The sequence below is a fragment of the Plantactinospora sp. ZYX-F-223 genome (assembly GCF_039649625.1).
In the GTDB taxonomy this organism is placed as follows: Bacteria; Actinomycetota; Actinomycetes; order Mycobacteriales; family Micromonosporaceae; genus Plantactinospora.
Genome location: NZ_JBDJAV010000021.1, coordinates 129,936 through 143,071, shown reverse-complemented (window position 1 = coordinate 143,071; position 13,136 = coordinate 129,936). Strand labels below are relative to the sequence as shown.

The window sequence follows — 13,136 nt, the reverse complement described above, 5'->3', positions numbered from 1 at the left end:
GGCTCGCGGATCCGCCCTGCCCCGCCCCGGCCCGAAGCGCCGAAGGGGGGCGGGCCGGCGACTGTCGTCGTCTCCGTCGTACGTAGTGGTTAGCATCGCTGCGTGCCTGAAGATCAGATTCTGTTGACCTTTCCTGATCCGGTGAAGCGCAAATACTGCCGGTTGGGGCGTGTCGGATCGCGGCTGACCAGGGCGAGTTGGGCCGGCAGCGGCAAGGCCCGGGAGAGCGCCGTTGATTTCTACACCGAGGATGGCGCCCGGGACGCCCTGGCGGCTGAGGTCGACAAGCGGCTGGGGCGCGGGTTCGTGATCGTCCGTGAACGGGACGCCGTGGCGCCGGGTGAGGCGGTGCTGGAGTGCCTGGTCGGCCCGAACCGTTATCTGCACGGCGTCGATCTGCATCCGGATGGCGGCACCCTGCTTGCCGTCATCGGGCTCCGGGACGAATCCGCGACCGAGATCTGTCTGATCGATGTCGCGACCGGCCTCCGGCGCCTGGTGCATTCCATCCCCGGAAGCGGGGTGCGGCACCGTTCCAAGGTGCACGCCACGTACTTCGAACATGACGGCTCGGGTGTCGTCTACCTGTTGGAAAAGGAGGTTTGGCGGCTGGACCTGGCCACCGGCGCAAGTCGGCTCCTGGTCAGTTGCCAGGACGGATTCGCCGTGGGTTCCGCCCGGCACGGTTTCGACGGGTCCCACCGGCGCCTGCTGCTGATGGAGTACACCGGCTGGCTGAGCAATACCGGCTCCTTGAGCGGTCGTGCCCGGGTGGTCGATGCCGGGGGTGCGACCCTGTTCGAGGTGTCGACCGAATCACCGACCCACTACGGGGCCGGCGCACTTTCATCCTCTGGACGCCGACTGGCGCTGTTCCGAGTCGATCGCGGGACGCTGGACAAGCCGCACGAGCTAGAGATCTGGGACGTTGACCGGCGGCGGCTGGTACAGCGGATTCCCGTCTCCGACCACTTCGGCAATATTGACTTTGATCCATCCGAGACGCTGCTGATCGGGGACGTCTCAGCGGGGCTGCGCGCTATTTCCCTGGAGTCGGGAGACCTGGCCTGGACATTTCCCGATGAGGATCGGTCCGAATGGTCCCCGCTCCATCTCTGGCGCTATTCTGCCGACGGCAGGTTCCTGGCAACCGGCTGTGAGACCGTCGACCTGTTCACGGCCGCCGACCGGGAGCCGAGCGGAGTACGGCTGCGGGGCAATGGCGGATGGCGGAATCAGTGGTTCCACGATCTCGCCTTTTCCGACGACGGGAGCCTGGTGGCCGCGGGCTCCGATGGCCGCCGCATCACCGTCCACAAACTCTGAGCCGTTCCACAAACTCTGAGCCGTTTCACGAAAACCGAGCGGTCGGCCGGCGCTCGCCGGACGACCACGCCGCCGCTGCCGTGGACGCGACTCCGCGCGGTCCACGGCAGCGGCGTACCGGTCAGGACTTGACCATGTCGTCCAGCAGGAGGGCGCAGCGGATCAGGCCGAGGTGGCTGTATGCCTGCGGGTGGTTGCCCAGGCCGCGCTCGGAGATCGGGTCGTACTGCTCCGGAAGCAGGCCGGTCGGGCCGGCCGTGTCCACCATCTGGGTGAACAGTTCCTCGGCGTCGGACCGCCGACCGGTACGCAGGTACGCCTCGATCAGCCAGGCCGTGCAGATGTGGAAGCCGCCCTCCCGGCCCGGCAGCCCGTCGTCCCACCGGTAGCGGTAGACCACCGGACCGCTGCGCAGGTCGGCCTCGACCTTCAGCACGGTGGCCAGGAACCGGGGGTCGTCGTCGGGCAGCAGCCCCGACAGGCCGATCCAGAGCGAGGAGGCGTCCATCTCCTCGTCCCCGTACGCCACCGTGTAGGCGCCGGCCCCGGAGTGCCAGCCGAACTCCAGCACGTTGTGCCCGATCCGGTCACGCAGCTCGACCCACTCCGGCCGGTCGCCGTCGCCGTGCCGCCGCACCACGTGCAGCGCCCGGTCCACGGTCATCCAGCACATCACCTTGGAGTAGACGTGGTGCCGGGGTGGCAGCCGGGCCTCCCAGAGCCCGTGGTCGGGCTCGTGCCAGCGCCGGGCGACCGCCTCGACCATGTTCTCCAGCACCCGCCACTCGGTGTCGCGTACCTCGCCGCGCAGGTCGGCGACGGCCGCCAGCAGGTCGGCGATCGGCCCGAAGACGTCGAGCTGGAGCTGGTGGTTGGCGAGGTTGCCGACCCGGACCGGCCGGGAGCCGGCGTACCCGGGCAGGGTGTCGATGACCGCCTCGGCGCCGAGTTCGTAGCCGTCGACCGTGTAGAGCGGGTGCAGCCGCTCCGGATGCCCGCCGGTGCGTTCGACACAGCCGTCGACCCAGCGCAGGAAGCCCTCGGCCTCGCTCAGCGAGCCGAGGTCGACCAGCGCCCGCGCGGTCATCGCGGCGTCCCGCAGCCAGCAGTACCGGTAGTCCCAGTTGCGTACCCCGCCCAGCTCCTCCGGCAGCGAGGTGGTGGCGGCGGCCAGGATCGAGCCGCTGGCCTCGTGCACCAGGCCGCGCAGGGTCAGCGCGCTCCGCCCGACCAGGTCGCGGGCGGAGGTGGGCAGCCGCAGCCCGGCGACCCAGTCCCGCCACGGCTGCTCGGCCATCGCCTGCCGCTCGTGCACCGGCACCCGGTGGTGGTCCAGGCTGTGCGAGCCGAACCGCAGTTCGCAGGTGATCTGGCCACCGGCGGCGGCCAGGTCGACCACCGCCCGGGCGGTCTCGTATCCGCCGTCGTTCACGATCTCCCACTCGACGCCGGGGGAGTAGAGCGCGATCGGCTCGTTGGAACCGAGCACCAGCAGCCCGTCGCCGAGCGGCTGGAGCTGCACCGCGACCTGGCCGAACTCGGGGCGGGGTGCGAAGTCCAGCCGGACCCGGCCGGCGCCGCTGAGCACCCGGATCAGGGTGGAGTCGCCGCTGATCACCGCCGAGCCGCTCGGCACGCCGTCGGTGGACGGCCGGTCCAGCCAGTCGGTGACGGTCAGCCCGGGCCAACGGGTCTCCACGGTCATCGTGCCGGGCCGGTAGCGCTGGCCGAGCGGCAGGCCGCCGCGTTCCGGGGCGATGCTGAAGTAGCCGGCCGGGTTGCCGCCGACCAGGTCGGCGAAGATGGCCGGCGAGTCGGGCTTGGGGTGGCAGAGCCAGCTCAGGCTCGCCTCCGGGGTGACGAGGGCGACGGTACGCCCGTTGGCCAGCATCGAGTGTCGCTCGATCGGTACCGCCCGCTCGCCGAAGAGCCAGTTCCGGCGTACCTCCAGCAGCAGTCCGAGCACCCGGGCGGCGTCGACCGGCTCGTCGATCCGGAACGCGGCCCGGGTCTCGCCCGGACCGATCTTGATGCCGACGTCCGGCCCGTGCAGCTTGGCGAAGGCGTTCTCGTCGGTGACGTCGTCGCCGAGGAAGAGCGCCGCGCTCGCCGAGAGCTGGGTACGGAGCTGTTCGAGCGCGGTGCCCTTGTTGGTCGGGATCACCGACAGCTCGATCACCTCCTTGCCCCGGGTCACGGTGACGTCCGGCCAGACGGCGGGGCCGGCGTCCACCGCCGCGATCACCTCGGCGGCCAGCTCCGGGTCGGCGCCCCGGGTGTGTACCGCGATGCTGGCCGGCTTGGTCTCCAGGCGCACCCGGGCCCGGCCGGCGACGATCTGGCGCAGCTCGTTGCGGAGCCGGGTGCGTACCTCGATCAGCTCGGGGGAGAGCCGCTCCACGAAACCGATATCGAACTCGGAACCGTGGCTGCCCACCAGGTGCACCTCGCTGGGCAGCCGGGAGAGGGTGGCCAGGTCGCGCAGGGCCCGCCCGGAGACCACGGCGACGGTGGTCTGCGGCAGGGCGGCCAGCGCGCGTACGGCGGCGACCGACTCGGGCAGCGGCACCGCCCTGGTCGGGTCCTCCACGATCGGCGCGAGCGTGCCGTCGTAGTCGCAGGCGACCAGAAGCTGTGGTACCCGGGCGATCCGGCCGATCGCGGCCCGCAGTTCGGGGTCGATCGAGTCGAGGGTGCGGGGACCCCCGTCGAGCAGGGAGCCGGACTTCACTCGTCCTCCGTCTCGGGTACACCCAACTCGTTGAGGAAGGACCGGGCCCAGTGTCCGACGTCGTGGGTACGCAGGTGGCGCTGCATGATGCGCATGCGGCGCCGGGCCTCGACCTTGTCCACGTGGACCGCGCGCAGCAGCGCGTCCTTGACTCCGTCCGGATCGTGCGGGTTACAGAGGAATGCCTGGCGCAGCTCGGTGGCGGCGCCGGCAAACTCACTGAGCACGAGGGCGCCGCCCGAGTCGGCGCGCGTTGCTACGTACTCCTTGGCCACCAGATTCATTCCGTCTCGCAGCGGGGTCACCATCATCACGTCGGCCGCGCAGTAGAGCGCGGCCAGTTCACTGCGACTGTACGACTGATGGAGGTAGTGGACGGCCGGTACACCGACCCGGCCGAATTCGCCATTAATTCGACCAACTTCGCGTTCCACCTTGACCCGGAGTGCCTGGTAGTGCTCCACCCGTTCCCGACTTGGCGTAGCAACCTGCACCATAACCGCGTCCGGAACTGTCAACTTTCCGTCAGACAGCAACTCGCGGAACGCCTTGAGTCGAAGCTCGATCCCCTTGGTGTAGTCGAGCCGGTCCACCCCGAGGATCACCGTCTTCGGGTCGCCGAGCTCGGTGCGGATCTGCTTGGCTCGGGCCTGCACCGCCGGGTCGACGGCCATCCGCTCCATCTCGGCGACGTCGATCGAGATGGGGAACGCGCCGGCCTTGACCTGCCGGCCGTCCACCTGGATCATCTGGCCCTCGTAGCGCAGGCCGAGCAGGTGCCGGGCCAGCCGGACGAAGTTCTGCGCCGCCAACCGCTGCTGGAAGCCGACCAGGTCGGCGCCGAGCAGCCCGCGCAGCACCTCGGCGCGCAGCGGCATCTGCATGAAGAGTTCGATCGGCGGGAACGGGATGTGCAGGAAGAAGCCGATCCGCAGGTCGGGCCGGAGTTCGCGGAGCATCGCCGGCACGAGCTGAAGCTGGTAGTCCTGTACCCAGACCGTCGCCCCCTCGGCGGCCACCTCGGCCGCGGCCTCGGCGAACCGGGCGTTCACCAGCCGGTACGCCTCGCGCCAGCGGCGCTTGTAGGCCGGAGTCTCCACCGCGTCGTGGTAGAGCGGCCAGATCGTGGCGTTGGACTGGCCCTCGTAGTAGCGTTCGAGTTCCTCGGCGCTCAGTGGCACCGGGTGCAGCCGGATCCCCTCCAGGTCGAACGGCTCCGGCGCGGCGCCCACTCCGCCGGCCCAGCCGACCCAGGTGCCCTGGTGTTGGGCGAGCACCGGATGCAGGGCGGTGACCAGTCCCCCCGGGCTACGCCGCCACTGGCGTCCCTCGGGGGTGGTCACCTCGTCGACCGGCAGGCGATTCGCAACGACCACGAACGAGCTACGTACGGTCACAATCAGTGCACCTCCGGTGATGACGGGTGTCCACCGCTGAGCGTACTGAGCGTAGCTGCGGTGCCTAACCCCCAGTGCCACAAGTACTGCCCTCCGGGACGCGACGGAGAAACCCAAAGGTGATCATGGCCACCCGACCTGCCCGGCGGAGGCTCCGGTGGAGGGTGATGTGGGCGGGGCGGGCCGGACCTGTCAGGATTGACGATGGCGTTTCCGCCGCACCGCGTGGCCGGCGTGACCCGACACCGCGGTCCACAGCAAGCCCGACGTCGTGGTCGGTCGTATACACGGCATCCGGGGACATCACATCCGTGGGAGGTAGGCCGCACCGTGGCCCAGTACATCTACGTCCTGGAGAAGGCGCGCAAGGCGCACGGCGACAAGGTCGTGCTGGACAACGTGACGCTGAGCTTCCTGCCGGGGGCCAAGATCGGTGTGGTCGGTCCGAACGGCGCCGGCAAGTCCAGCCTGCTCAAGATCATGGCGGGCCTGGACCGGCCGAGCAACGGCGAGGCCCGGCTGATGCCCGGCTACACCGTCGGGCTGCTCGCCCAGGAGCCGCCGCTCAACGACGCCAAGACCGTGCTCGGCAACATCGAGGAGGCGGTGGCGGAGACCAAGGCCAAGCTGGAGCGGTTCAACAAGATCGCCGAGCAGATGGCCACCGACTACTCCGACGAGCTGATGGCCGAGATGGGGCAGCTCCAGGAGGAGTTGGACCACGCCGACGCCTGGGACGTCGACTCCAAGCTCGAACTGGCGATGGACGCGCTGCGCTGCCCGCCGCCGGACGCCGACGTCACCCAGCTCTCCGGCGGTGAGCGGCGCCGGGTCGCGCTCTGCAAGCTGCTGCTGGAAGCGCCCGACCTGCTGCTGCTGGACGAGCCGACCAACCACCTGGACGCGGAGAGCGTGCAGTGGCTGGAGCAGCACCTCGCCAAGTACGCCGGCACGGTCATGGCGATCACCCACGACCGGTACTTCCTCGACAACGTGGCCGGCTGGATCCTCGAACTCGACCGCGGCCGGGCCGTCGGCTACGAGGGCAACTACTCCACCTACCTGGAGAAGAAGGCCGCCCGGCTGGCCGTCGAGGGCCGCCGCGACGCCAAGATGAAGAAGCGGCTCAGCGAGGAACTGGAGTGGGTCCGGTCCAACGCCAAGGCCCGGCAGACCAAGTCCAAGGCCCGGCTGGACCGCTACGAGGAGATGGCCAACGAGGCCGAGAAGACCCGGAAGCTGGACTTCGAGGAGATCCAGATCCCGCCGGGCCCGCGGCTGGGCAGCACGGTGATCGAGGCGCACGGGCTGCGCAAGGCATTCGGGGAGCGGGTGCTGATCGAGGACCTGAGCTTCTCGCTGCCCCGCAACGGCATCGTCGGCATCATCGGTCCGAACGGCGTCGGCAAGACCACGCTGTTCAAGACGATCGTCGGGTTGGAGCAGCCGACCGCCGGCTCGGTCAAGGTCGGTGAGACGGTCAAGCTGTCGTACGTCGACCAGAACCGGCAGGGGTTGGCCGGCGACAAGACCGTCTGGGAGGTCGTCTCGGACGGGCTGGACCACCTGATGGTGGGCAAGGTCGAGATGCCCTCCCGGGCGTACGTGGCGGCCTTCGGGTTCAAGGGTCCGGACCAGCAGAAGCCGACCAAGGTGCTCTCCGGCGGCGAGCGCAACCGGCTCAACCTGGCGCTGACCCTCAAGATCGGCGGCAACGTCATCCTGCTCGACGAGCCCACCAACGACCTGGACGTGGAGACCCTCTCCTCGCTGGAGAACGCGCTGCTGGAGTTCCCCGGCTGCGCCGTGGTCATCTCGCACGACCGGATGTTCCTGGACCGGGTGGCGACGCACATCCTGGCCTGGGAGGGCGACGACGAGGACCCGTCGAAGTGGTTCTGGTTCGAGGGCAACTTCGAGGCGTACGAGAAGAACAAGATCGACCGGCTCGGCGCCGAGGCGGCCCGGCCACACCGGGTCACCTACCGCAAGCTCACCCGTGACTAGTCCGGTGCAGGCCCGGCCGGCGCAGGCGGAGCAGCTCGACAGCCGGCGGTTCGGCTACGACTGCACGCTGCGCTGGTCCGACCTGGACGCGTACGGGCACGTCAACAATGCCCGCTTCCTCACCCTCTACGAGGAGGCCCGGGTGGCGCTGATGTTCGCCGGCGGTCGGGCCTGGGGAGTCGGCTCGTTCGCCGACGGCGTGGTGATCTACCGGCACGAGATCGACTACCTGCGCCCGGTCGAGTACACGCTCGATCCGGCCACCGCCGAGAGCGCCCCGACGGTGCACATCGAGATGTGGGTCGAGGATCTGCGGCAGTCCCGGTTCACCATCGGCTACGAGCTGTTCGACCGTACGGTGCTGGCCAGCCGGGCCCGGTCGGTACTGGTGCCGTTCGACCTGGAGCGGCAGCGGCCCCGCCGGCTGACCGACGAGGAGCAGGAGTTCCTCCGGCGCTATCTGGTCGAGCCGGCGGCCCGGGACAAGCCGGCGTAGGGAGCGACACGGTGCCCGGTGCGGGGAAGGTTACCGGTGGTGCGGGAGTGGCGCCCGGGAACGGGAACGGGCACGGGCTCTCCGGCCGGCCGGACGCCGGTGCCTTTCTGGCCCGGCTGACCCGGCTCGACCCGGGTGCGGTGGTCCGGCTCCGCTCCGGGGCTCCCGGCGCGGCGGCCGGCGGCCCGGACCGGACCGTGCTCTGGGCCCGGCTGCCCTGGGGCGTGCTGGTCGGCCGGGTGGTCGCCGGGGCCGGTCCCGGCGATGCCACGGTCTCCGCCGCCGAGCTGCTGGCCGAACTCGGCCGAGGTGGTGCGGCGCTGCCGCGGCGCCGGGACGCCGACTGGCGGTGGCCGGTGCCCGGTGGGCCCGGCACGGTGCTGGAGACGATCGCCGGTGCCGAGCTGCGCCGGATCGCGGCCGCGGCGGCGGACACCCTGCGGGGCGCGGCCAGTGGGGGCGTCGCCGGCCGGGCGGTGGGCCAGCGCGCGGTCCGGGACGCCCTGCTCGACCACGTCGCGGTGGTGGTGACCGGGCCCCCGTCGAGCACCGATCCGGTACCCGACCGCGGTGCCGCCGGCACCGACCCGATACGTGACGCCGGCCGAATCGAGGTCTCTCAACGGCTGGTCCAGGCCATCGTCCGGATGGGCTTTCTCGGTTCCTCCGGCCCGCCCGGGCAGGATGCCGTACAGGTGCGGATCATGGGTCGTTGGGTCGGATTGGCTGCACCATTCGGAGTGGCATGGTCACAGAAAGTCAGCCAGCTTGCGATAAAACCGGCGCGTGATCACCCGAACGGTTGATGAGGCATGGTCCATCCGTCCTGGGGCTGCAGTTGGGGGGGTGCTTCGAGCCGGCTGTACGGGTACCGTCGGGCCTCGGATCCAACGCAACGTAGGCATGTGGATCCGCTGGGGAGTGAGGTGCTCAAGCGATGCCGTGGTGGTCATGGCGCCCCGGCCACGCCGGTGGCGGCGAGCCGGAAACTCGAAGCAGGATCCCGTCGGACGGTGCCGTCCGGGTCGGGCCGCCGGCGCCCCGGGAGCCGGAACACGACTCCCGGCCGGAACCCGAGACCAGGGCCGGCGACCGGGACTCCCGGCCCGGGGATCGGGCTTCGATCAGGGAGATCCCCCCGGTGATCGCGCCGGTGACGCTCCGTCGGGTCGGCGACGCGCTGGACCTGCTCGACGTGCGTTATCTCGCCGACGGCGACGGCAGCCTGCTGGCCATGTGGGAGCGGCACGCCGTGCTGTTCGCCCTGGAGGGGCCGGACGACGAGATCCTCGTCATGCGGGCGCGTCCACACTCCACGGTCCCGCCGGACTGGGCCGACCGGGCCTACCGGGTGGTCAACGAGTGGAACCACACCCGCCGGTTCTGCAAGGCGTACGTCGGTGACCCCACCGAACGCGGCCAGCTACCCATCTACGCCGAGTTGCAGGTGCCGTTGAGCGCCGGCGCGCACGACGCCCTGCTCGTCGAGATGCTGGACTGTGGAGCCGCGGTGGCGACCACCTTCGTCGACTGGCTGCACGACGAGGGCGCGCTGCTCTAGGGAGCGTCCCCGCCAGGGCCACCGCTCACTGCGCCGGCCCGGGTGTCTCGTCCATGGTGTTGACCATGAAGTACGCGGCCCGTTCGAGGTACTGCCACAGGGTCTCGTGCTGCTCCGGCGACAGCTCCAGCCGGTCCACGGCCCGCCGCATGTGCCGCAGCCAGGCGTCCCGCTCGACCGGCCCGACCCGGAACGGCGCGTGCCGCATCCGGAGCCTGGGATGGCCGCGCTGCGCCGAGTAGGTGTTCGGGCCGCCCCAGTACTGGATCAGGAAGAGCGTGAGCCGTTCCGCCGCCGGGCCGAGGTCCGCCTCCGGGTACATCGGGCGGAGCACCGGATCGGTGGCGACGCCCGCGTAGAACTCGTCGACCAGTCTCCGGAAGGTCGGTTCGCCGCCGATCTCGGAGTAGAAGGTCGGCGACGGGCGGGTCTGCTCTCGCTCACCTGCGGGATTCACCGCTCCATCCTGCCATCCGGCTCGGCTATCGACCGCAGCCGGAGCCGTGCCCCCGGTGCGGGCTCGCTCACACCGCAGCCGGTGCGGCGGCTCAGACGGCGCCGATGCCGGCCTCGGAGGAGGGCGGCCGGGGGTTGGGCGGGGAGGTACGCGCCGGCCGCTGCCCCGGCCTGGTCGGCCCGACCGCCGCCTCCCGGTCGGCGGATCGGCGCCGGGCCTCCGCGATCGCCGCGTCGAACCGCTCGGCCTGCGGCCAGCGCAGGGCCAGCAACAGCATCAGCAGCACTCCGGCGGCGCTCCACAGCCCCACCACTCGGGGGATGGTGAACCGCTCGGCCAGCAGGCCGGTGGCGAGTACCGCCACGCCTTGCATCACCTGTACGCCGGTGTTCATCACGCCGTTCGCCCGGGCCCGATAGCCGTGCGGCAGGGCGAGTACGAACAGCCCGTTCGTCACCGGCATCAGCCCGGCGACCGCGAAGCCGGCGACCGCCGCCAGCAGCGCGACCACCACCGGCGGTGGGTCGAACAGGGCGGGCACCAGGGCCAGCGGGGCGAGCACCGCGAACGGCCGCACCAGGGATCGGCGCAGGTCCGGCCGGAGGCCCCGGCCGACCAGCAGGCCACCGAGGATGAAACCGGCCGGTGCGGCGACCATGATCAGTGCCTGGGTGGCGCTCCGGTCGGCGCCCGCACCCGCGAACTTGGTGGCCCAGGCCGCGGCCAGCCCCTCGGGCACGATCGCGAACAGCATCGCGCAGAACACCATGATCGCGATGGCTCGCAGCACCGGAGTGCCGAACACCAGGGCGAAGCCGGCGCCGGTCTCCCGGAGCAGGTTCCGCCGGCCCTGCTCGGGCGGCACGGCGGGCCGGTGCTGGACGCCGAACCAGATGATCAACGCGGAGAGGCCGAAGGCGGCGGCGTTGAGCAGCAGGGCCAGGGCCGGGCTGTAGAGGGCGATGCCGGCCCCGGCCGCGTAGCCGAAGACCTGTGCCGCCTGTGCCGTGCTGCCGTGCAGGGAGAGCGCGACGACCAGCCGGTCCCCGGTGAGCAGCAGGGGAAGCATCGCGGACCGGGCCGCCTGGCTGGGCGGATTCGCCAGGGTCGCCGCGAAGAGCAGCGCCAGGATGACCGGCGTCTCCAGCCCGTCGATCGCGATGGCCGCGTACAGCGGCAGCCGGACGAGATCGCAGATCACCATGACCGTCCGGTACGGGTACCGGTCGGCGAGGGTGGTGAGCAGCGGACCGCCGATCAGCCACGGCAGGTAGCTGGTGGCGAAGGCGGCCGCCGAGAGGGCGACGGACTCGCTCTGCTGGTAGACCAACAGCGTGACGGCGGCCTTGGCGAGATAGTCGCCGGTCCAGGTCAGTACGGTGGCCGCGAAGACCGCCCGGTATTCACGCTGGGCGAACACTTCCCGAAAGGTTGCCGGCCGCTCGGGAGTGTGTGTCTCTTCGGACACCGGTGGGCCTCCATCGTTCTCGACCGCTGACCAAATGTGATGGGGCTGCCGGGAACGTCAGACGTTCGGATCAGCAAGGTCTTCGTCACGCTCCGGGAGGGAGCTAGTTCTGGATTCTGCCCGATCGTATGACGACTGGCTAGGGCGAACGGATAGATCGTCGCATCTCCGACTGGTCGAACGGACGATACCCGACCGCCCGCTCGGTACGCGACCCCTGACAGCCGGCCCCCCACCGGGGCCGTCCGGTACGTCTACGGCACCGTCCGGCGTACCCGGCGCCGACCCGTACGGCGGTGGCTCCGCCGCTCGGCGGGGCGCCGGGTCGCGCTCCGCCGACCGGCCGATCGCGCTGGGTGGCGAAACATCCGGCGGCTCAGGTCGCTCCACCCTGGCCGGTCTCCCCGTCGGCCGGCGGGGTCGACGGCCGGGGGAACATCCTGGTGGCCGCGATGCCGGCGGTGATGCCGGAGTTGTCCAGCGCCTCGGCCAGCCGGCGGCGCAGCTCCCGGGAGACCGGGAGTTGCCCCTCGGCGGTGGTCTTGGCGATCGTCCGGATCACCGACCCGTCCACGGTGATCTGCTCGACCCCGACCACCTCGGGCGGCTCCACCAGCTCCGGCGCCAGCTCCGGGTCGACCGCGACCGAGGCGGCGGCGGTCCGCAGCACCGCGGTGGCCTCCTCGGTGCGGGCGAAGCCGATCGGCATGTCCACCACGACCATCGCCCAGCCCTGGCTCTTGTTGCCGACCCGGATGATCTCGCCGTTGCGGATGTACCACACCACCCCCCGGGCGTCCCGGACGGTGGTGATCCGCAGGCCGACCGCCTCGACCACCCCGGTCGCCTCGCCGAGGTCCACCGTGTCACCGACCCCGTACTGGTCCTCCAGCAGCATGAAGAGCCCGGCCAGCAGGTCCTTGACCAGCGTCTGGGCGCCGAACCCGAGGGCCAGGCCGGCGATGCCGGCACTGGCCAGCAGCGGGGCCAGGTCGAAGCTGAGCTCGCTGAGGATCTGTAGCACGGCGATCGCGAAGACCACCGCCGTGGTCATGCTGCGCAGCACCGAGCCGATCGCCTCGGCCCGCTGCCGGCGCCGTTCCGGTACGACCGCCTGCGGGTCGGGCGCGGCGCTGGGGATCCGCTCGCGCAGCGGCCGGAGCACCGCGGGGATCCGGCTCTCCGAGGTGCTCCGCACCAGCCGGTTGATGGTCCGGTGCAGCAGGAAGCGGAGCAGGATCGCCACCAGCAGGATCAGCACGATCGTGGCCGGCTTGATCAGGAAGAGGTTGCTCCCCTCGGCGAACCACGCCGACTTGGTCACCCGCCAGACCTGGTCGCAGACGGGGTTGTCCAGGCAACTCGGCTTGGGCTCCGGCGTCTCCGGCTGCGGCATTCCGAGCACGGCGGCAGTGATCAGCGTCGCGGGGTTCACGACTGCCTTCGTACCGTACCGGTGTCCGGCGGTCTCGGCCGACCCGCCGGCAGGTGGCGGACGCCCCCTCCCGCGGCTGGCGTCCGCGGCGCCGTCGGACGGGGTGACGGGACGGAACCGGTCATCTTGCCACGGGACGTGAGAGCTTTCTGCGGGACCCCGGATTAGTACGTGCAATCGCGCCAGCTATCGGGGACTATTGGCGCACGGACGCCGGTGATCTGCCGGCGTCGGCCGTGGTCTTGGCGGCGGTCGGTG

The 13,136-nt window shown here is 70.9% G+C and carries 10 protein-coding genes; 5 read left to right on the top strand and 5 right to left on the bottom strand.

The features are described from left to right. Window positions 1-102: 102 nt before the first annotated feature. Window positions 103-1,326: a WD40 repeat domain-containing protein gene (locus tag AAH979_RS22105; RefSeq protein ID WP_346260013.1), complete on the top strand. Its 1,224-nt coding sequence runs from the start codon at window positions 103-105 to the stop codon at window positions 1,324-1,326. Between the two features lie 121 nt (window positions 1,327-1,447). Here the strand turns inward: AAH979_RS22105 and otsB are convergent, their stop codons facing one another. Continuing rightward, window positions 1,448-4,042: a trehalose-phosphatase gene (gene otsB, locus AAH979_RS22100; RefSeq protein ID WP_346260036.1), complete on the bottom strand. Its 2,595-nt coding sequence runs from the start codon at window positions 4,040-4,042 to the stop codon at window positions 1,448-1,450. An 11-nt stretch (window positions 4,043-4,053) separates the two neighbouring features. Continuing rightward, window positions 4,054-5,454, bottom strand: a complete 1,401-nt coding sequence (locus tag AAH979_RS22095) for a trehalose-6-phosphate synthase (RefSeq protein ID WP_101367673.1) — start codon at window positions 5,452-5,454, stop codon at window positions 4,054-4,056. Window positions 5,455-5,784: 330 nt separating this feature from the next. On the opposite strand from AAH979_RS22095, the gene ettA reads away from it, so the two are divergent. The 4 genes from ettA (at window position 5,785) to AAH979_RS22075 (ending at window position 9,518) form a co-directional block, all read left to right on the top strand. After that, window positions 5,785-7,461, top strand: a complete 1,677-nt coding sequence (gene ettA / locus AAH979_RS22090; protein ID WP_346260012.1) for an energy-dependent translational throttle protein EttA — start codon at window positions 5,785-5,787, stop codon at window positions 7,459-7,461. After that, the gene (locus tag AAH979_RS22085) at window positions 7,454-7,957 is read left to right on the top strand and encodes a thioesterase family protein (RefSeq protein ID WP_346260011.1); all 504 of its coding nucleotides are present in this window, start codon (window positions 7,454-7,456) and stop codon (window positions 7,955-7,957) included. Before ettA ends, AAH979_RS22085 begins: the two co-directional genes overlap by 8 nt. Before the next feature lie 47 nt (window positions 7,958-8,004). Beyond that, window positions 8,005-8,763: a hypothetical protein gene (locus AAH979_RS22080; RefSeq protein ID WP_346260010.1), complete on the top strand. Its 759-nt coding sequence runs from the start codon at window positions 8,005-8,007 to the stop codon at window positions 8,761-8,763. Window positions 8,764-8,894: 131 nt separating this feature from the next. After that, the gene (locus AAH979_RS22075) at window positions 8,895-9,518 is read left to right on the top strand and encodes a YbjN domain-containing protein (RefSeq protein WP_346260009.1); all 624 of its coding nucleotides are present in this window, start codon (window positions 8,895-8,897) and stop codon (window positions 9,516-9,518) included. 25 nt (window positions 9,519-9,543) lie between these two features. On the opposite strand, the gene AAH979_RS22070 is transcribed toward AAH979_RS22075, so the two are convergent. From AAH979_RS22070 to AAH979_RS22060, 3 genes are all read right to left on the bottom strand, one after another. Next, window positions 9,544-9,975 carry a globin gene (locus AAH979_RS22070; protein WP_346260008.1) on the bottom strand — a complete coding sequence of 144 codons (432 nt, stop codon included), beginning with the start codon at window positions 9,973-9,975 and terminating at the stop codon, window positions 9,544-9,546. A gap of 91 nt (window positions 9,976-10,066) precedes the next feature. Beyond that, window positions 10,067-11,443, bottom strand: a complete 1,377-nt coding sequence (locus AAH979_RS22065; protein WP_346260007.1) for an MFS transporter — start codon at window positions 11,441-11,443, stop codon at window positions 10,067-10,069. Window positions 11,444-11,819: 376 nt separating this feature from the next. Then, window positions 11,820-12,839 carry a mechanosensitive ion channel family protein gene (locus AAH979_RS22060; protein WP_346260035.1) on the bottom strand — a complete coding sequence of 340 codons (1,020 nt, stop codon included), beginning with the start codon at window positions 12,837-12,839 and terminating at the stop codon, window positions 11,820-11,822. Between the last annotated feature and the right edge of the window lie 297 nt (window positions 12,840-13,136).

What these genes read in the sequence shown, in the direction of transcription:
- AAH979_RS22060 (WP_346260035.1), bottom strand. Translation starts at nt 12,839, where the DNA reads ATGCCGCAGCCGGAGACGCCGGAGCCCAAGCCGAGTTGCCTGGACAAC.
- AAH979_RS22075 (WP_346260009.1), top strand. Translation starts at nt 8,895, where the DNA reads ATGCCGTGGTGGTCATGGCGCCCCGGCCACGCCGGTGGCGGCGAGCCG.